The 18,837-nt window shown below is 69.1% G+C and carries 19 protein-coding genes; 12 read left to right on the top strand and 7 right to left on the bottom strand.

Annotation, left to right across the window (positions count from 1 at the left end; genetic code table 11):
* Positions 1-26 precede the first annotated feature (26 nt).
* Positions 27-254 (top strand): DUF2530 domain-containing protein, encoded by a 228-nt coding sequence (locus FKO37_RS07570; RefSeq protein WP_037809264.1) that lies wholly within the window; start codon positions 27-29, stop codon positions 252-254.
* Between the two features lie 6 nt (positions 255-260).
* Here the strand turns inward: FKO37_RS07570 and FKO37_RS07565 are convergent, their stop codons facing one another.
* Together FKO37_RS07565 and FKO37_RS07560 are read right to left on the bottom strand one after the other, a co-directional pair.
* Positions 261-3,053, bottom strand: coding sequence for a sacsin N-terminal ATP-binding-like domain-containing protein (locus FKO37_RS07565; protein ID WP_238604072.1), 2,793 nt, complete (start codon positions 3,051-3,053; stop codon positions 261-263).
* Positions 3,050-4,129: a DUF3027 domain-containing protein gene (locus tag FKO37_RS07560; protein ID WP_238604071.1), complete on the bottom strand. Its 1,080-nt coding sequence runs from the start codon at positions 4,127-4,129 to the stop codon at positions 3,050-3,052. Before FKO37_RS07560 ends, FKO37_RS07565 begins: the two co-directional genes overlap by 4 nt.
* 51 nt (positions 4,130-4,180) lie before the next feature.
* Between FKO37_RS07560 and FKO37_RS07555 the strand changes: the two genes are divergently transcribed.
* The 3 genes from FKO37_RS07555 to FKO37_RS07545 are packed head-to-tail and all read left to right on the top strand — an operon-like array spanning position 4,181 to position 7,485.
* Entirely contained in the window at positions 4,181-4,954 is a 774-nt protein-coding gene (locus FKO37_RS07555; RefSeq protein ID WP_238604070.1) for a glutaminyl-peptide cyclotransferase, read from the top strand.
* Between the two features lie 38 nt (positions 4,955-4,992).
* Positions 4,993-6,999 carry an MFS transporter gene (locus tag FKO37_RS07550; protein WP_238604069.1) on the top strand — a complete coding sequence of 669 codons (2,007 nt, stop codon included), beginning with the start codon at positions 4,993-4,995 and terminating at the stop codon, positions 6,997-6,999.
* 9 nt (positions 7,000-7,008) lie between these two features.
* Entirely contained in the window at positions 7,009-7,485 is a 477-nt protein-coding gene (locus FKO37_RS07545) for a DUF2771 family protein (protein ID WP_037807782.1), read from the top strand.
* A gap of 83 nt (positions 7,486-7,568) precedes the next feature.
* Here FKO37_RS07545 and FKO37_RS07540 read toward each other — a convergent pair whose 3' ends face one another.
* Positions 7,569-7,955 carry a cold-shock protein gene (locus FKO37_RS07540; RefSeq protein WP_037718500.1) on the bottom strand — a complete coding sequence of 129 codons (387 nt, stop codon included), beginning with the start codon at positions 7,953-7,955 and terminating at the stop codon, positions 7,569-7,571.
* A gap of 130 nt (positions 7,956-8,085) precedes the next feature.
* Between FKO37_RS07540 and FKO37_RS07535 the strand changes: the two genes are divergently transcribed.
* Complete coding sequence (locus FKO37_RS07535; protein WP_037807785.1) at positions 8,086-8,313, top strand: hypothetical protein; 228 nt, start codon at positions 8,086-8,088, stop codon at positions 8,311-8,313.
* Between the two features lie 7 nt (positions 8,314-8,320).
* Here the strand turns inward: FKO37_RS07535 and FKO37_RS07530 are convergent, their stop codons facing one another.
* Complete coding sequence (locus FKO37_RS07530; protein WP_238604068.1) at positions 8,321-8,941, bottom strand: HAD family hydrolase; 621 nt, start codon at positions 8,939-8,941, stop codon at positions 8,321-8,323.
* 109 nt (positions 8,942-9,050) lie between these two features.
* On the opposite strand from FKO37_RS07530, the gene FKO37_RS07525 reads away from it, so the two are divergent.
* Positions 9,051-9,662, top strand: a complete 612-nt coding sequence (locus tag FKO37_RS07525; RefSeq protein WP_134661877.1) for a TetR/AcrR family transcriptional regulator — start codon at positions 9,051-9,053, stop codon at positions 9,660-9,662.
* On the top strand, positions 9,659-10,630 hold the full coding sequence (locus FKO37_RS07520; RefSeq protein ID WP_037807791.1) for a R2-like ligand-binding oxidase: 972 nt from the start codon (positions 9,659-9,661) through the stop codon (positions 10,628-10,630). Before FKO37_RS07525 ends, FKO37_RS07520 begins: the two co-directional genes overlap by 4 nt.
* Positions 10,631-10,674: 44 nt before the next feature.
* On the opposite strand, the gene FKO37_RS07515 is transcribed toward FKO37_RS07520, so the two are convergent.
* Positions 10,675-12,333: an AMP-binding protein gene (locus FKO37_RS07515; RefSeq protein ID WP_238604067.1), complete on the bottom strand. Its 1,659-nt coding sequence runs from the start codon at positions 12,331-12,333 to the stop codon at positions 10,675-10,677.
* Between the two features lie 142 nt (positions 12,334-12,475).
* Here FKO37_RS07515 and FKO37_RS07510 point away from each other — a divergent pair, with 142 nt between their 5' ends.
* From FKO37_RS07510 to FKO37_RS07495, 4 genes are all read left to right on the top strand, one after another.
* Entirely contained in the window at positions 12,476-13,234 is a 759-nt protein-coding gene (locus tag FKO37_RS07510; RefSeq protein ID WP_134661878.1) for an ESX secretion-associated protein EspG, read from the top strand.
* 57 nt (positions 13,235-13,291) lie between these two features.
* The gene (locus tag FKO37_RS07505) at positions 13,292-14,038 is read left to right on the top strand and encodes a PhzF family phenazine biosynthesis protein (RefSeq protein ID WP_238604066.1); all 747 of its coding nucleotides are present in this window, start codon (positions 13,292-13,294) and stop codon (positions 14,036-14,038) included.
* Positions 14,038-14,409 (top strand): YccF domain-containing protein, encoded by a 372-nt coding sequence (locus FKO37_RS07500; RefSeq protein WP_043827307.1) that lies wholly within the window; start codon positions 14,038-14,040, stop codon positions 14,407-14,409. Before FKO37_RS07505 ends, FKO37_RS07500 begins: the two co-directional genes overlap by 1 nt.
* 129 nt (positions 14,410-14,538) lie before the next feature.
* A complete protein-coding gene (locus FKO37_RS07495; protein ID WP_134661881.1) occupies positions 14,539-15,096 on the top strand; it encodes a dihydrofolate reductase family protein in 558 nt (185 codons plus the stop codon).
* Here FKO37_RS07495 and FKO37_RS07490 read toward each other — a convergent pair.
* Complete coding sequence (locus FKO37_RS07490) at positions 15,093-15,887, bottom strand: metallophosphoesterase (protein WP_037807802.1); 795 nt, start codon at positions 15,885-15,887, stop codon at positions 15,093-15,095. The two genes, FKO37_RS07495 and FKO37_RS07490, sit on opposite strands and share 4 nt — an antisense overlap.
* Positions 15,888-15,924: 37 nt before the next feature.
* Complete coding sequence (locus tag FKO37_RS07485) at positions 15,925-16,719, bottom strand: HAD-IIA family hydrolase (protein ID WP_037807803.1); 795 nt, start codon at positions 16,717-16,719, stop codon at positions 15,925-15,927.
* Between the two features lie 194 nt (positions 16,720-16,913).
* Between FKO37_RS07485 and FKO37_RS07480 the strand changes: the two genes are divergently transcribed.
* Positions 16,914-18,692 (top strand): multicopper oxidase domain-containing protein, encoded by a 1,779-nt coding sequence (locus tag FKO37_RS07480; protein ID WP_078870248.1) that lies wholly within the window; start codon positions 16,914-16,916, stop codon positions 18,690-18,692.
* Positions 18,693-18,837: the final 145 nt, after the last annotated feature.

Raw genomic sequence — 18,837 nt, 5'->3', positions numbered from 1 at the left:
CCAGCGCCCCGGACACTCCGGCCGCCCTGCGGCACACGCCGGACCTGCCGAAGCGGCTCACCGACCTGACGCCGGTGGTGATCGTAGGTACTGCGCTCTGGCTTGTCGCGCTCGTGGTGCTTTTCTTCACCAGCGAGGGCGTGTGGGTGCAGACGTGCCTCGCCGGGATCGCGCTCGGGTTCATCGGGTTCGGGATTATTTTCTGGCAGCGTGCTGCCGCTCGGCGCGGGTCCAAGTCGGCGCAGCGGCTTTAGGGCTCGTCAGTTCAGCAGGGTGCGCGGCGCCGGGTCTTCCAGCAGCGCCGTGATGCGATAACGCTCGCCCCACCGATCACTCGCCCACGCGAACGCGCGCGCCAGCCCCTCGGACGTGTCCGCCGCGTGCAGTCGGTCGTCTGACCACCACGGCACCTCCGCCGAAGCACCCTCGATCGTCACCGTGAGCGGGTCGTGCAGCAGCACCCCGCCGTCCGGCAGCGTGATGCCGAGTTGGTCCGCGGCGAGCGCGAGGGCGGGCAGGTCGGCCCACGCGACGTACTCGCCGGTGCTCTCGACCTCGGCTTTCAGGCTGCTCGCGACGGGGACGTCGAGGAGTTCCGCCAGTCGCTCCGGATCCGCGGGCGCGACGAGGAGCTTCGCCGGGTCCAAAGCAGCCGCGACCCACGGCACGTCCAGCACCACGGCTTCCTCGACGACGCTCCCGTCCGCCGCACGGACTCGGGCGGGGGCGTCGACGTCGGAGATGTCGATCGGTGCGGCCACCAACGCCGCGTGTGCGCGGGCGACCAAGCCCGGGGTCGGCGTCCGTTGCGGGTCGCCGAGTCGTTCGAGCAGGTCGGTGACGTCCTCCGCGGTCTCCAGGTCCAGTCCGGTCCGGACGCCGACGGCGCGGAGCAGATCGTCGCTCAACTCGAGGTCGGGCACCGGGTCGTACAGGCCCGCCAGTGCGGTCGCCGAAGCGAGCCGCCACGCGCCGGGGGCTTCGCCGGCCAGCAGGGCGTACCGCGCGAGCCACCAGCCCGCGTGGCCGTCCGGGCTGTGCAGTGCCTGCCACGTTTCCGGACGGGACGCGATCAAGCGGAGCGCGTCCGGCCAGGCGTCGTCCGCGACAAGGTCGAGGTCGCGAATGGACACGACCGTCGTCGGCGGCTGCTCGAACGAATCCCACCACTGCTCTTCGTCCGGCAGGTGGTGGTCGGGTTCGTGCGGATCCTCGTCCAGCCCGACCGCGAACGAATCGAGCACCTTCGCCGCGACGAGGGTTCCCGTCGGCCAGTCTTCGGCGAATTCCTCGTCCAGCACGGAAAGCGCGCCGCCGGGCTCGAACACCTCGGGGTCGATGACGTCCAGCAACGGCGACGTCGGCAGCACCAGTTCGTCCGCGCGCCGCCAGCCGTCCTCCGCGGGCAGCGCCAGCGCGCCGATCCACTCCGGCGCCTGATCGCCGCAATCGGTGACCAGCCGGAGCACCGCGCCCGCGAGGTTCATTCCGTCCAAACCGGACTGAACGTCGGCGACACTGTGCTCGACCGCGTACTGCAGCTGTTCCGCTTCGAGCAGCTGCCGCGCGTCCGCGTGCTTGGCTCCTAACAGTTCCAGCAACTGATGCGCCGCACCTGGGTGCACGAGCCGGAGGCCGGGAACGTCCACATCGGACAGAAGTTCGCGGAGTTCGCTGCTGCCGTCGACGAGCAGCGCGCCCTTGACGCCCGGCAACGTCCGCCCGTCCGACAGCGGGACCGGCAGTCCGTCGAGCTGATTCGCGCTGAGCGCGTGACTCTCGACCGCGACCGCCAGCTCCGCGTACAGCTTCTGCCACCAGCCGGGTTCGCGATCGATGCCAGTCAGGACTTCGAGGACGTCGCCGATGCCGAGGATGTGCGCGGAGACCGGCTTGAGCAGCCGGGGATTCGCTTGCACCAAGCCCGGGATGACGTCGGCCAGCAGCGGAGCCAGCCCGTCGACGTCGAGCACCCGCGCCTGCTGTCCGGAGACTTCCTGACCGTCCACAGTGGCCAGCCAGGGTTCCTGCGCGAGCGAGGTGTAAACCAGGTCTTTCAGCTGTGAGTCCACAGTGGACAGCGGGAATCCCGCGGCGGGGACCAAGGTTGGCCGGTGTTCCGCTTTGACCGCCCGGACCAGTTCGACGTATTCACTCGCCGCCCTCTCCAGCGCGCGAGTGAGCTCCGCGCCGGGAAGCACCCGGCGGCGAGACGGCTCCAGCGGCACTTCGGCAATCAACCGGGCCGGGAGCGAAAGGCCTTCGTCGGTTGGCGTCGGCGCGTGCAGCACATCGTCTTCGAGCGGCTGCGGGACGCCGTCGGCGTCGACCGGAACGGCCCAGACTCCGTGCTTCAGCCACCGTCGTTGCCCGGTCGGCGAAGTGATCTCGACGGTCTCGTCGCCGCTTCGAGTCCACTTGCGACCGTCCACTTCGGCCTCGGCGAGCCACGGCAGGGCCAGCAGGAGGTCTTCGATCTCGTTCGCCAGACCGTCGAGCAGGCCTTGCCCGGATTCCTTCAGCGGCAACCGCACTTCGGTGGCGAATCCGGCAGGCGGCTGTTCCGTGACGGGAAACGGCAGCCGCAGCACCGGAACGTCGCCGTCCCGGCCGGATTCCTCCCGGGTGCGCTGCGCGGAAAACGCGACCCCGCCCGAGGTCGAAACGACCCGGGGCTCGTCGGTGACGGTCAGCACGGCCGCGAATCCGACTCCGAACCGGCCGACGGTCCCTTCCTTGGCCGACGCCCGCAACGACGCTAGCGATTCGACCCCTCGGGTGTCCAGCGGCGCGCCGGTGTTGGCGAACCGCAGTTCACCGTCCACAACGGACACCCGGATCCGCCCCGGTTCGCCCGCGATCTGCGCGGCGTCGGCGGCGTTCTGCGCGAGTTCGACGAACAACCGGTCGCGGTAAGCGCCGACGCGCAGGTCGCGTTCCGAGTTGGTGTCCTCGGTGAAGCGGGTGGGCGAATCGCGCCAGGCGCTCAGCGCCGCTTCCCGCAGCCGGACTGTCCCGAAAGGATCAGCCGCTCCCCCAGCGACTTCGTTCACCGGAGGACATCGCTCCCGTCGGAGTCGTCCTCGCCCGAAGTCGCATCAGAAGCGTCCGGAGCAACGGCCTCGACGACCACTTCGGCAGCAGTGCCCGCCGCCGAAGCCTCGACGACGTCCGGCTCCTTCGCCGCAGACTCCTCCGCCGCGTCCGAAGCCGGCTCGGCAGCCACCTCGACGGCAGCTTCCTCGACCGCCACCTCCGCGGCCGCCTCCGGCTCCACCGCCGCGACCTCAGCGGTCTCCTCGGCCGCCGCGGCCGCCGCCTCTTCCACCACCGCCGGGTCCGCGGCGACGCTCGGTTCCGGAGCCGGCTCCGGAGCGGGCGTGAAGTCGATCAGCGAATCGTCGTAAACCAGCTCCGCGACCGGGACCGAGGACGTCACCTCGACCCGTACCTCGGAGTGCGCCCCACATCCGTAAGCCACGTCCACGACGTGCCCGTCCGCGGGCGCGATGTCGTTCGTGCACGCCCCGAAGGCGCCGCGCAGCGACCCGGCCAGCGGCACGAAGAACCCACAGGTCCCGCAGGTCGCGGGCGCGCTACGGGCCATGTCCGAACGCGGGCCGAACTCGCCGCCGTGCCAGCGAGCGGCCGCGTCGAGCCTGCCGTAGCGCGAAAGCACGTGCACCCGGCCGAGGCCGACCTCGTGCGCCGCTTCCTCGACGGCCGGGTCGTCCGACTGGAGGTACGCGGGCGAGAGGCGCGGGTCGTCCTTGTCCGCGGGGAACAGGTCGCCGACGCCGAGGTCCCCCGCGCGCACCCGCTGCTCCCACGGCACCCACGCGGGCGCGACCAGGGCCTCCGGGCCCGGCTGCAGCACCAGTTCGCTCACCGTGACCGGCTCGTCCGGCCCGGCCACCGCGACGGTGACCGACCAGCGCCAGCCGCGGTATCCGGGCACCGAGGCTTCGAAGAGGTGGCTCGCGGAGACCGCGTCCTCGCGTTCCACTCCGACGTGCTCGCCGACCTGGTCAGCGGGTGCTTCCGCCAGCACGGCCTCCCGCGCGGCCTCGACAGCGTCCGCGAGCTTCCGGTGGAGAGAGCCGTCGTCCAGGGTCAACAGCAGCGTCATACCCCCAATTGTGCCGCACGCATCCGCGCCGCCCGTGCCAGGCTGTTCCTCGTGCGAACCCGGATCGTCTGGCCCCTGGTGGCCGCCGCCCTGCTCGGCGGATGCGCGGGCACCCAAGCCACGCCCGCCCAGCCCGAACAGCTCACCGTCCAGGTGCTCGGAACGCTGCCGCACGACTCGACCGCCTTCACCGAAGGACTCGAGTACTCCGGCACGACGCTGTACGAGAGCCGCGGGCTCGAAGGCAAGTCCGCGCTCACCGCGGGACCGGCAGGCGGAACACCAGCCAAACAGGTGACGGTGCCGTCGCCGTTGTTCGCCGAGGGCATCACCGTGCTCGGGCCGAAGCTGTGGCAGCTGACCTGGCGCGACGGGATCGCGATCGAACGCGACTCCCAGACGCTCGCCGAACTGCGGCGCGTGCACTACGACGGCGAGGGCTGGGGACTGTGCCATCAGCCCAGTGGACGGCTGGTGATGAGCAACGGGTCGTCGATGCTCACCTTCCGCGACCCGCAAACGTTTGCGGTCACCGGTTCCGTCGACGTCGGCCAGGACCAGCTGAACGAACTGGAGTGCGTCGGCGACACCGTTTACGCGAACGTCTGGCAGACCGGAACCATTCTGCGCATCGACGCCGGCACCGGACGGATCACCGCGAAGATCGACGCCGGCAAGCTCCGCACGCCGTCCCGGCCCGGCGAGGACGTGCTGAACGGCATCGCCGCGATCCCGGGCACGGACGAATTCCTGCTGACCGGGAAGCTGTGGCCGACGTCGTTCCGCGTGAAGTTCGTCCCGGAAAATCAGCGAACCGGCACGTGAGCGGGCGGTACGTGACCTCGATGAGGCAGGATTGAACCGTGGCCCTCTTCAGCTCGCGCTCCGGTTCCGACAGCCCCCTCGGCGGGCAGTCGGGCAAAGGCCGTGGGAAGAAGAAGCGCCGCTGGACTCCCGAGCCCGGCGCGGCGCAGGCCCGCTCGTGGCGCGACACCCCGCCGACCCGGGTCGATCAGGCCGTTGACCAGCGCGTTCGCCAGGCTCCGCCGGAGTACGCGCCGGAACCGCCGCGGGCCCGGCCGGAGCGCATCCAGCCCGAACCTCCGCGCGCACGCCCGGCCGAACCGCGAACCGAGCACGTCGATCAGCGCCCTCCCCGCGGTTATCCCGGACGGCCGGAGCCGCGCAGCGCGTTCTACGACGACGCGCCGCCGTTCCCGCCGAACGCCGAGGAAGCGCCCACCGGCGCTGTCCCGATGGGACACCGTCCGCCGCCGCCCCCGCGCGGCGCCCGGCCGTACCCGCCGCGCGACCACCGCACCGAGCCCGTCCACCCGCGGCCGTACGACGACCGTCCCGGCAGCGCCGGCTACGAGCACTACGACACCGGCGGCTACGCGGGCGAGCCACGCGTCGAAGACGAGCAGGACGAGGCCTTCAACACCACCGCCGTCCCCGGCGCCGGGTCGGTTCCGAAACTGCCGAAGAAGCTCACCGTCACGCGGGTCGCCGCGCTGCGCAGCCGTCAGCTGAGCGGACAGGCGATCGGCGCGTTCCAGCGCGCCACCAAGGCAGACGGCGCGGACAAGTCCGGTCTCACCTCGCTGATGTACGCGGTGATGCTGAACTACGCCAGCGACGCGGCGATGGCGATCGCGCTGGCGAACACGCTGTTCTTCGCCGCGACCAGCGGCGAGAGCAAGGGCAAGGTCGCGCTGTACCTGCTGATCACGATCGCGCCGTTCGCGCTCGTCGCACCGGTGATCGGCCCAGCGCTGGACCGGATCCAGCGCGGCCGCCGGCTCGCGATGTGCGTCTCGTCGATCGGCCAGGGCCTGATGGCCGTGGTGATGGCACTGCACTTCGACGACTGGCTGCTGTACCCGGCGGCGCTCGGGATGATGGTGCTGTCGAAGTCGTTCACCGTGCTGAAGGCGGCGGTCACGCCGCGCGTGGTGCCGCCGGAGATCACGCTGTCGAAGACCAACGCGCGGATCACCGTCTTCGGCCTGATCGCGGGCGGCGTGTTCGGCGCGCTGGCCAGCGGGGTGAGCAGCCTCTCCAACTCCTCGGGCGCACTGTGGTTCACCGCGGTGATCTGCGTGGCCGCGGCCGTGCAGTCGATGCGGATCCCGTCGTGGGTCGAGGTGACCGAGGGCGAGGTCCCGACGTCGCTGTCCGCGCGGCCGGAGCCGAAGCAGAAGCGGCAGCGCCAGCCGATGGGACGGCACATCGTCGTTGCCTTGTGGGGCAACGGTTCCGTCCGCGTGCTGACCGGCTTCCTGATGATGTTCGCCGCCTTCGCGGTGAAGGCGCAGACCGAACACGCCGGGCACAGCCCGTTCGTCCAGTTGCTGTTGCTGGGCATCATCGGCGCGGCGGCGGGCGTCGGCGGATTCGTCGGCAACGCACTGGGTTCGCGGCTGCACTTCGGTTCGGCGGACCAGGTGATCGTTGCCTGCGTGGCGGCGTGTGTCGTGACGACGCTGATCGCGACGCTGCTGCCCGGCCTCGCCACGGCGGCGATCGTCGGCCTCATCGGCGCGACCGCCAGCGCGCTGGCGAAGATCAGCCTCGACGCGGTGATCCAGGAGGACCTGCCGGAGCAGTCGCGCGCCTCGGCGTTCGGGCGTTCCGAGACGGTGCTGCAGCTGTCGTGGTGCATGGGCGGCGCGGTCGGACTGCTGCTGCCGCCGACGTACTGGATCGGCTTCCTGGTCGTCACGCTCCTGCTGGCGGTCGGCCTGACGCAGACGTTCCTGGTGCAGCGCGGCGGTTCGCTGCTGCCCGGCCTCGGCGGAAATCGCCCATTGCGCCCGGAGCCGACCGGCAGCTTCCCCGCCCAGGGGCCCGCGCGAGGCCGCCGGTAATCTCGGGCCATGCGACGTTCCCGGGTGGTGGCCGTGCTCGCGGCCGGTGGTTTCGCGGTGGCCGGCTGTTCCGCGCCGGGCCCGGCCGAGGTGACTTTCTACGCCGACGGGCACACGATCAACGTCGCCCCGATCGGCAACTGCGACATCAAGTCCGGCGTCTGCGCGGCCAACCCCGGCGCGACCGGCAAGCTCAAGGTGCGGCCGGGCCGCTCGGTGCAGATCTCGGTGCCGAAGGAGATCGCCGAGACGCCGTGGAAGGTCACCGTGCAGTACGTGAACGGCAAGGGCGAGCCCCAGCCGCTCAAGGAGGACATCATCACCTCCCGCGACCGCTACGCCTACACCGCGACGCCGCCCGCGAAGGACGACCAGATCGTGGTGGTCGAGATCGCACAGGCATCGGTGATCAGCCGCACCGGCGACCCGAACGACGCGGAAGCCGTCACGACGGCGCTGTGGTCGCTGCAGGTCCAGCCTGCCTGATCCGGCCAAAAGCCGTGAAGGGCTCCGCGCGGGGAGATTCCCGTACGGAGCCCTTCACTGTTTTCAAGCGGTGGCGTGATTGATCACGGGTCGAGGTCGCGCGCGACCGCCCGCATGATCTCCGCGATCTGCTTGGTGTTCTTGCGATCCGGGTACCGGTTGCGCCGCAGGTCCGGCTGGACCTTCAGCTCCAGCAGCTTGATCATGTCCTCGACGAGGCCGTGCAGCTCCTCCGCGGGCCGGCGGCGCGCCTCGGCGACCGACGGCGGCGGGTCCAGCAGCCGGACGGAGAGCGCCTGCGGTCCGCGCCTGCCGTCGGCCACGCCGAACTCGAGCCGCTGCCCGGCTTTCAGGCCCTCCACGCCGTGGGGCAGCGCGGCCTTGCGGATGTAGACGTCCGCACCGCCGTCTTGCGTGACGAAGCCGAACCCCTTCTCCGCGTCGTACCACTTGACCTTGCCGGTCGGCACTTCCCTCACCAGTCCTTCTGCTGTGCAGGTCACGACGAACGCGCCCCGAGCGATCTCGAGGCGCGCGTCCGATAAGCGTATCTCGCCACAGGCGCTGGGGAGAAGCGGATAGTCCCGTTACTCTCACCCCATGGAGAACGCAGCGAAACAGACCGGCAAACCGATCCTCATGCGGCTCGGCATCGGCCTGTTCGCCATCGGCATGCTCGCCGTGGCGACAGTGTTCGTGCTGTTCGCCGCCGGACTCGAGAACCTGCCGGTGTGGCTCAGCGCGGCCGCCGGCGTGATCACCCCGCTCGGCCTCCTGCTCGGGCTGATCGCGCTGATCCAGGAAGCCCGCGCCGGAAAGCACGGCTGACCAGCGGTTACACCGCGGTTTCCACGAACGTCCTGGCGAACCACCCGGGGAACTCGACCAGCGAGTCGAGCACCACGTCCGCGCCCTCGGCGGCCAATTCCTCGCGGCTGCACGGCCCGGTCGCCACGGCCACGGACATCGCGTTGGCCGCTCGCGCGCCCCGCACGTCGCCGAGGTGATCGCCGACGTACGCCCGTGCCTCGTGTTCCAGCAGGGCCGCCGCCTTCTGCGTGGACCACAGCTCGCCCACCAGCGCGTCGACCTTCATGCCCAGCGCGTCGAGGTGCATCTGCGCGTTGGGCCCGTACTTCCCGGTGACCACGACCGTCCGCCCGCCTGCCGCCCGGACCGCCTCCAGCGCCTCGGCCGCGCCGGGCAGCGCGACCGTGCTCGGCACGACCGTCTCCGGGTACAGCTCGCGGAACTGCCAGATCAGCTCGGGAATCCGGTCCTCGGGCGCGCCGAAATCGCGCAGCGCCTGATCGAGCGGCGGCCCGAGGTTCGAGGCGAACGCCTCCCCGTCGAACGTCAGCCCGGACTTCTTGCCCAGCGCGTTCATCGCCGCGACCATGCCGGGCCGCGGGTCGATCAATGTCATGTCGAGGTCGAACCCCACCGTGATGCCCACGTCCCACACGGTAGCTGTCCGGACCGACAGTTCCGGACGGTCCGCTGTACACGTGCACCATCCAGGTAAAGGTTCTTGACACAGATTCAGTCTGTGTCAAGCTGGCGGTGTGACCAGCTTCACCGAGCGGACCAAGGCGACGCTTCGCGAAACGCTGCTCGACGCGGCCGCGGACCTGCTCCCCGATCGCGGCCACCAGGGCCTCCGGATGGCCGACGTGGCCGCGAAAGCCGGGGTCAGCAGGCAGACGGTCTACAACGAGTTCGGCAGCAAGGCGGCGCTCACGCAGGCCGTCGCGCTGCGCGTCGCGGCGGAGTTCCTCGACGGCATCCGCTGCCGGTTCGAGGACGCCGAGAGTTTGCTCACGGGCATCCGCGGCGCGGTCGTCTACACGATCGAACACGCCAGGGAGAACCGGCTGATCGCGGCGGCGCTCGGCACCGAGGCGGGCGAGGACCTGCTCCCCCTGCTGACCTCGCGCGGCGAACCGATCCTCACCGCGTCGGCCGAACTCGCGGCGCAGCAGTACCTCGCGCTCGAACCCCGGCTCACCCAGGAGGCCGCCGCGCTGCTCGCCGAAACGGTGGTCCGGCTGTCGCTCAGCCACCTGGTGCTGCCGACGCATTCCGCGTCCGAGGCCGCCGAGTCGGTCCTCGCGGTGCTCGCCCCCGCCATCGACCAATTCGTCCACAATGGAGTGAAACGAGAGGGCCAGTCATGACCGAGACGCTTCCGGAGCTGCGCAGCGGATTCTCGTCCCTGCGCAAGGGCGGGCTGAACTGGGACTCGTTCCCGTTGCGGCTGTTCGTCAAGGGCAACAAGAAGTTCTGGAACCCGGCGGACCTCGATTTCAGCAGGGAACGCGAGGGCTGGGAAAGCCTGACGCCCGAGCAGCAGCGCTCGACCACCTACCTCGTCGCGCAGTTCATCGCGGGCGAGGAGGCGGTGACCGAGGACATCCAGCCGTTCATGCGCGCGATGTCGTCGACCGGCCGGTTCGGCGACGAGATGTACCTGACGCAGTTCTGTTTCGAGGAGGCCAAGCACGTCGAGGTTTTCCGGCGCTGGATGGACGCCGTCGGACTGGACGACGACCTGCATTCCTACGTCGCGGAAAACCCGCACTACCGCAAGCTTTTCTACGAGGAACTGCCGCAGTCGCTGCGCGCGCTGGAGGACGATCCCAGTCCGCTCAACCAGATCCGCGCGAGCGTGACATACAACCACGTGATCGAAGGCAGCCTCGCGCTCACCGGGTACTACTCGTGGCAGCTGATCTGCACGCAGAACCAGATCCTGCCGGGAATGCAGGAACTGGTGCGCCGCATCGGCGACGACGAACGCCGCCACATGGCGTGGGGCACGTTCACCTGCCGACGGCACGTCGCCGCGGACGACGCGATGTGGGACGCCGTGCAGGAACGCATGGGCGAACTGCTGCCGCACGCGCTCGGCATGATCCAGTGGGTGCAGGACCAATTCGAGGAGGTCCCGTTCGACAACGACCCCGAGGAATTGATCCAGTACGCCGCCGACCGCGCCCAGCGCCGCCTCGGTGCGATCGAATCCGCGCGGGGCACGCCGGTCGAGCAGATCGACCTCGACTACTCGCCCGAGCAACTCGAGGAGACCTTCGGCGAGGAGGACGAAAAAGCCCTCGCCGAAGCCGCCGCGGCCGCTTCCGCCTGACGCGAACCGGCGGCCGTCCACATCGGACGGCCGCCGGTGTCAGCTCACGCGTGCTTCTGCGACGCCGCCTGCTCCAACCCCAGCAAAGTCACCGACTGCTGGCGCATTTCGACCTTGCGCACCTTCCCGGTCACCGTCATCGGGAATTCCTCGACCACGTGGATGTAGCGCGGGATCTTGTAATGCGCCAGCTTGCCCTGGCAGAACTCGCGCACCGCTTCCGTGGTCAGCGGCTGCGCACCCTCGCGCATCCGGATCCAGGCCATCAATTCCTCGCCGTACTTGACGTCCGGCACGCCGATCACCTGCGCGTCCAGCACGTCCGGATGCGTGTAGAGGAATTCCTCGATCTCGCGCGGGTAGATGTTCTCGCCGCCGCGGATCACCATGTCCTTGATCCGGCCGGTGATGTTGATGTACCCCTCGTCGTCCATGATCGCGAGGTCGCCGGTGTGCATCCAGCGCGCGGCGTCGATCGCCTCGGCGGTCTTTTCCGGTTCCTCCCAATAGCCGAGCATCACCGAATAGCCGCGGGTGCACAATTCGCCAGGCATGCCGCGCGGCACGGTCAGCCCGGTTTCCGGATCGACCACTTTGGACTCCAGATGCGGGCCGACCCGGCCGACCGTCGACACCCGGCGCTCCACCGAATCGTCCGCGCGGGTCTGCGTGGACACCGGAGACGTCTCGGTCATGCCGTAGCAAATGGACACCTCGGTCATCCCCATCCGGTCGATGACCTGCTTCATCACCTCGACCGGGCACGGCGATCCGGCCATGATGCCGGTGCGCAGCGAGCCGAGGTCGAACGTCTCGAACTCGGGGTGGTTCAGCTCGGCGATGAACATCGTCGGCACGCCGTACAGCGACGTGCAGCGTTCGGCGGCGACCGCGGCGAGCGTGGCCTTCGGGTCGAACGCCGGGGCCGGGATGACCATGCACGAACCGTGGCTGGTGCACGCGAGGTTGCCCATCACCATGCCGAAGCAGTGGTAGAAGGGCACCGGGATGCAGACCCGGTCCTCCTCGGTGTAATTGCACAGCTCGCCGACGAAATAGCCGTTGTTGAGGATGTTGTGGTGGCTGAGGGTCGCGCCCTTGGGGAAACCGGTGGTGCCGCTCGTGTACTGGATGTTGATCGGGTCGTCCGCGGACAGCCCGGCCTGCAATTGCGCGAGCCGTTCCGTGTCGCCGCCGCGGCCGGACTCCATCAGGTCGGTCCACGACGCGGTGCCGAGCAGCACGACCGCTTCCAGTCCGGGACAGTTCGGCCGCACCTCCTCGATCATCGCCCCGTAGTCGGACGTCTTGAACTTGTCCGCGGCAACGAGCATCCGGATGCCCGCCTGGTTGAGCACGTACTGCAGTTCGTGCGAGCGGTAGGCCGGGTTGATGTTGACCAGGATCGCGCCGATCTTCGCCGTCGCGTACTGGAGGAACGTCCATTCCGCCCGGTTCGGCGACCAGATGCCGACGCGGTCGCCCTTGCCGATGCCCGACGCCAGCAGCCCGTGCGCGAGGGTGTCGACCTCGGCGGCGAGTTCGCGGTAGGTCCAGCGGGCGCCTGCCTCGCGGTCGACGAGCGCGTCCCGGTCGCCGAACGCGGCCACCGTGCGGTCGAAATTGTCCCCGATCGTGTCGCCGAGCAGGGGGACGCTGGAGGTCCCGGAGGCGTAACTCGGCAGTGCAGGCGCGTCAGGCATCGGTGCCTCCCGTGGCGGTCTTCGTCGACGAGCCCGAGTCTAAGCTCGATTTCGGACCTTTCCGCCACCCTAGTTATGGGGTGCGCTCGCACGAGCGGCTGATGGTCGTGCGCGTTCCGCTACCCTCGGTGCGGGTTGTTTCGTGCACGAGGGGACTGGGACGTTGCCAGAGGAATTCTCCCTGGGCTGGACCGAGACCGACGTGGCGGTGCGGCGCACCGGGCTGCCCGCGTCGTGGCATCCGTTCGAGATCCGCAGCGCGGGCGCGACGATGACCGAGCACAACCGGCTGGCCGAGGAGGCGTGGACCGCGCTGCGCGGCCGGGGGCTGGCCGACGCGGAGAAACTCGACCGCGATGTCGAAGCGACCCTGCGCGCGTGGACGAGGCCGGACGTGCTGATCATCGTGCGCGCGGCCGAACTGCCGTCCGGGACCGTGCTGTACCGGGCGTGCATCGGCGAGGGCCTCGGCGTGTTCTCGGAGCAGGTCGACGACGGGCTTCGCTTCCAGCAGGTCCGGCCGGAGCGGCTGGTGGATCTGGTGCTGAGCATGTTCCCGCCCTATCCGGCGCTGCCCGTCTCCCCGGTCGCGATCACCCAGGGCCCGCCGCCGAAACGCAACGCCGCGGCACCCGCGCCGTCGCGCCAGGATCGCGACGCGCTGGCCGGGTACTCGCAGTGGCCGCTGCACCGGCACGGAACCGTGGAACTTTCGCTGCGGCCAGGACAAGGCACGCTCCGCCCGGTCTCGACCGCGACGTTCGTGGACACCGACGGCGGGCGGTACCTGACGTTCTCGGAACCGTTGCCCGACGGCGGGTTCCGGCTGCATTTCACCCCGTCGACGGGCGCGCACCTGCGGACGTGGCTGCTGGAGACGATCGAAGAGGGCGTGCGCTGAGAATTCAGGGCTAATCCCCGATGCCCTGCCCGCGTGCGGCAGGGCAAGATCGGCTTCATGCAATTCCACCTAGTCGACGCCTTCACCGACCAGGCGTTCGCCGGCAATCCGGCGGGCGTCGTCGTGCTCGAGCAACCCGCGGACGCCGAGTGGATGCAACAGGTCGCGGCGGAGATGAAGCACTCCGAGACCGCGTTCGTGGTCGCCACCGGCGAGGGCGCGAAATCCCTGCGCTGGTTCACCCCGACCGACGAGGTCTCGCTCTGCGGGCACGCCACCATCGCGGTCACGCATGTCCTTGGCGGACACCAGGTTTACGACACCCTCAGCGGCAGGCTCACCTGCACCAAGGCCGACGGCTGGATCGAGATGGACTTCCCCGCCGACCCGCCCGTCGAGACCGGCGAAGACCTCTCCCGCATCCTCGACCTGCCGGCGAAGTTCACCGGACGGGCGCGAGAGAACCTCTTCGTGGAGCTCGAAAGCGCCGAAGCGGTCCGCCAGGCACAGCCGGACCTCGACGCCCTGCGCACCACCTGGACCGGACGGCTGATCATCACCGCGGCGGGCGACGACTTCGTCAGCCGGTTCTTCGGCCCCGGGGTAGGCGTCGACGAGGACCCGGTCACCGGTTCCGCGCACTGCTCGCTGGCCCCGTACTGGACGCGGAAACTGGGCAAGAACGCCCTCGTCGGTCACCAGATCTCCGCCCGCGGCGGAACCGTGCGCACCGAAGTCCGCGACGACCGCGTGCTGCTGCGCGGCCAGGCCGTCACCGTAGTGAGCGGGGAGTTGTACGTCTGATGCGACTGATCCTCAACGTGATCTGGCTCGTCCTCGCCGGTTTCTGGATGGCGCTGGGCTACCTGTTCGCCGGAGTCGTCTGCTGCGTCCTGATCGTCACGATCCCGTTCGGCATCGCGTCGTTCCGGATCGCGAACTACGCGCTGTGGCCCTTCGGCCGCACGGTCGTCGACCGCCGCGAGGCCGGGGTCGGTTCGTTCGTCGGCAACGTGATCTGGTTCCTGGTCGCCGGACTGTGGCTCAGCATCGGCCACCTGATCACCGGGGCCCTGCAGTGCCTGACGATCATCGGCATCCCGCTGGGCCTGGCGAACTTCAAGATGATCCCGATCTCGCTGATGCCGCTGGGCAAGGAGATCGTCGACTCCTGAGGTCCGTCCCCGGTTGACCTGCCGCGAGGCGAACCGGCCAGTTCGGTTCGCCTCGCGGCCTCTTCGCGAGTCCTACCGAAAAATAATTTTGTCTTGACAACTCAAACCATCGGCAGCAAGCTGTGCCGCATGACAAGTGCACGCAAGCTGATCCTCGGTTTCTACGTCTCGCTCGACGGCAAGAGCGCCGACGCCGACAACGGCATCCGGGACGTCATGATGTCCATCGACGACCCCGAGCAGGAGAAATACTTCGTCGACCAGCTCTGGGAGGCCGGGGCCTTCCTCATGGGCCGCAACACTTACGAAGCCATGGCGGGTTTCTGGCCCACCTCGGACCATCCCTCGGCCAAGGCGATGAACGCGATCCCCAAGGTCGTGTTCTCGAGAACGCTCACCAGCGCGGACTGGGCCGAGACCCGGATCGCCAGCGGAGACCTCGCAGAGGAGATCGCCCAGCTCAAGGCCGAACCCGGCAAGGACCTCGTCGCCGCGGGCGGCACCGAATTCCTGCACTCGCTGATCAAGCTCGGCGTCGTGGACGAGTACCGGCTCTGGGTGCTCCCCGCCGTCACCGGCAAGGGCGCGGCGCTGTTCCCGGAACTCGGCGAAGCCCGGCGATTGCGGCTGGTGAAGAGCACCGCCTTCCCGTCCGGGATCCTCGAACTGCGGTACGCGGCCAGCTAGTCCTCAGGCTCGAAGGGCAGCTTCACCACGAGGCACGGGCCGCCGACGAACAGGCCGCCGTCGATGCCCAGCGCTTTCCCTCCGGCGTAGAGGTACGGGCCTTCGATCTGCGTCGGGTGGATGCCGAGCTGGTCGGCGATCACGCTGTGCCCGTGCACGATCCGCGAGCCGCCCAGTGCGTTGAGCAGCCGGTCGGCGTTCTCCTCGCCGTCCGGGCCGCGGAAGGCGTACCGGGTGGTCATCCGCCGCCACACGTCCCACCAGGCCTCGATGTTGCTGCCGGAGAGGATGTCGTGCGCGGTGGCGTTTATCGAGTCGAGGTCCTCGCCCCAGTCGAGGTACTCGAGGGTGTCCGAGTGCAGCAGCAGGTGGTCCTCGTCGACCGCGACGAGCGGGCGTTCGGTGAGCCACTCGATGTGCTCGGGAGTGAGCCGGTCCTGGTCCGACAGCAGGCCGCCGTTGATCTCCCAGCTGCGCGCGAAACTGCGCGGCCCGAAGTCGGACGGCACCGGGCGGTCGCCGAAGTGGTACATCCCGAGCAGCAGGATCTCGTGGTTGCCGAGCAGCATCTGCACCGAGCCGCCCGCCTCCGCCGCCTGCTCCTGCAGCTCGCGCACGAGGTCGATCACCCCGACGCCGTCCGGGCCGCGGTCGGTGAAGTCGCCGAGGAACCACAAGCGGTCGTCGACGCCGGCCCACTTGCCGTCGCTGTCGACCAGGCCCTCGGCGCGCAGTGCGTCAACCAGGGCGTCCCGGTGCCCGTGGACGTCGCCCACCACATAGACGCTCATCGTTCGACGATATGCCCTGATCCCGGGCGGTGGGCGGTCAGCCTTCGCCGAACGGGTCGAGCGTTCGCCCGATCAGGTCGGCGACCGAGCCGATCACCTTCGTCGGCCGGTACGGGTAGTTCTCCACCGATTCCTCGTTCGAGATGCCGGTGAGCACCAGAATGGTCTGCAGTCCGGCCTCGATCCCGGAGTGCACGTCGGTGTCCATCCGGTCGCCGATCATGAGCGTCGACTCCGAATGCGCGCCCAGCCGGCGCAGCGCGGACCGCATCATCAGCGGGTTCGGCTTGCCGACGTAGTACGGCGAGCGGCCGGTGGCCCGCTCGATCAGCGCGGCGACGGACCCGGTGGCCGGCATCGAGCCCTCGACGCTCGGGCCGGTCGCGTCCGGGTTGGTCGCGATGAACTTCGCACCGCCCTCGATCAGCCGGATCGCGCGGGTGATCGCGCTGAAGCTGTACGTGCGGGTCTCGCCGAGCACGACGTAGTCCGGGTCGCGCTCGGTCAGCACGTAGCCGACCTCGTGCAGCGCCGTGGTGAGCCCGGCCTCGCCGATCACGAACGCCGAGCCGTTCGGCCGCTGCGACGCGAGGAACTTCGCGGTCGCCAGCGCCGAGGTCCAGATCGACTCCTCGGGGATGTCCAGACCGGTGCGCAGCAGCCGCGCCCGCAAGTCGCGCGGGGTGTAGATCGAGTTATTGGTGAGCACCAAAAAGTCGATACCGTTGTTCCGCAGTTCGTCGAGGAACTCGTCCGCCCCCGGGACGAGGTGTTCCTCCCTGACCAGCACACCGTCCATGTCGGAGAGATACGTCCACCGGCCTTCGCTCATGCGCGAAAACCTATCACGCGCGCGAGACGCCTGCGGCATACGACGAAAACGGCTACAGTGGAAATTGCCGGTAACGCGAGGGGAGTCGCGGGACCGGTTACCGAGGGGGTTCGGGGGAATCTTTTCCGTAAGCTCCGGCGTATTCGCCGTGGCGCAATTCTTCCTGCCCCTTGATTTGAAGGGGGAACAACCTGATGACAGAAATTGTCGACCGGCCCGCCGCCGCGGCCCCGATCACCGGGCCGAACTGGGGGCTCACCAAGTTCCTTGACCCGCTGCCGGTTCCGCCGGTGCTGCGGCCGCCGTGGTGGGGGCAGGACATGATCACCATTCCGATGGTGGCGAAGCGGCAACGGCTGCACTCGCAATTGCCGCCGAGTACATTGTGGACTTATGCCGGACATTTCCCGGGACCGACAATCGAAGTGCGCAGCGGCAAACAACTGCGGATTTCGTGGTCGAACGAAATAGAAGGCGAGTTCCCGTTGGTCGCCGTGCAAGGACCGGTGGGCGACGCACCGACCACCCGCCCCGGCCGCGAGCTCGACCGGCCCGGCTACTCGATCGTCGACGGCGTCGCGGACCTGCCCGCCTGGACCGTGGTTCACCTGCACGGCGCGCGCACCAACGCGAGCAACGACGGATGGGCGCACAACGCCGGTCTCCGGGGCACTTCGCAGCTCGCCGAGTACCAGAACCGGCAGCAGGCCATGCCGCTCTGGTACCACGACCACGCCATGGCGATCACCCGGTTCAACGTCCACACCGGTCTGGCGGGCCTGTACCTGATCCGCGACGACGAGGAGGACGAGCTCGACCTGCCCGGCGGCGATCGCGAACTGCCGCTGATCCTGACCGACCGCAACCTCGACACCGACCCGGCGACCGGAGCGCTCACCGGGCAATTGCTGTACAAGTTCCCGTACGTGCCGAACGGGCCGATGATCCCGTTCTCCGGTCCGTTCACGCTGGTCAACGGCGTGATCTGGCCGCACCTCGACGTCAGCGCGCGGTGGTACCGCTTCCGGCTGCTCAACGCGGCCAACGAACGGTTCTTCACGCTGAACCTGGTCGACGAGAACAACGTGCCGCGCAACGACGCCGTCCGCCTGATCGGCACCGACGGCGGGTTGCTGCCCGCTCCCGCGCCGCTGCCGTCCGGCGGGCTGACCGTCGCGCCCGCCGAACGGTTCGACGTGCTGATCGACTTCAGCCGGTTCCAGGGGCAGAAAGTCAAGCTGCGCAACGCCGATCCCAACCTCGGCGGGGTCGAACCGGACGTCATGGAGTTCCGGGTGGAAAGCCGCGCGCGGCACGATTCGTTCGAGCTGCCCGAAAAGCTCTCGTCGTCGTACGTCCGGATCAAGCACGGTTCGACGCTGCCGGAGGACCACGACCACGTCTGGGTCGCGCTGCTGCTCAACGCCAGCGGCCATCCGGAGATGTGGGACCTCGAACAGGTCGACGCCGATCCGGGCGGCAAGGGCATCATCCAGATCAACGACCCGGCGGGCGGGCTGAAGACGTTCCGGATGATCGGGCGGCTCTTCGACGACACCACCGGCATCTTCATCGACCACGGCAAATGGGCGGTGTGGAACATCGTGCACGTCGCGAACGGCGGGCCCGCGCATCCGTTCCACATCCACCTGACCGAATTCCAGGCGCTCTTCCGCCGCAGCTTCACCACGACGTTCGACCCGGCCGCCGAGCGCACTTCCCGGCCGATCGACGGGTTCGCGGAAGTCCCGCTGGAGAAGTACGAGGAGGGGTGGAAGGACACGATCATCGTGAACCCCGGGCAGTGGGTGAGCGTCGCCGGCCAGTTCAGCGGCGGCACCGGCGAGTTCATGTACCACTGCCACATCCTCGACCACGAGGACGAGGGCATGATGCGGCCGTTCGTCGTCCACCCGCCCGAGGTGGCGAAATTCCACGTCCACCCCGGCGGCGGCCACCACCACGGCGGCTGAGCGGGATCGCTTGCGCCCCAATGCCGCATTGGGTGCATCTGACGCACCCAATGCGGCGTTCGGTGCATCCCACGCACCCAATGTGGCATTCGGTGCATCCCACGCACCCAATGTGGCATTGGGTTTTCTCAATAGCGGGCACAGC

Source organism: Amycolatopsis sp. Poz14, from assembly GCF_006704225.1.
Classification (GTDB): Bacteria; Actinomycetota; Actinomycetes; order Mycobacteriales; family Pseudonocardiaceae; genus Amycolatopsis; species Amycolatopsis nivea.
This window is presented reverse-complemented; position numbering and strand designations above follow the sequence as displayed.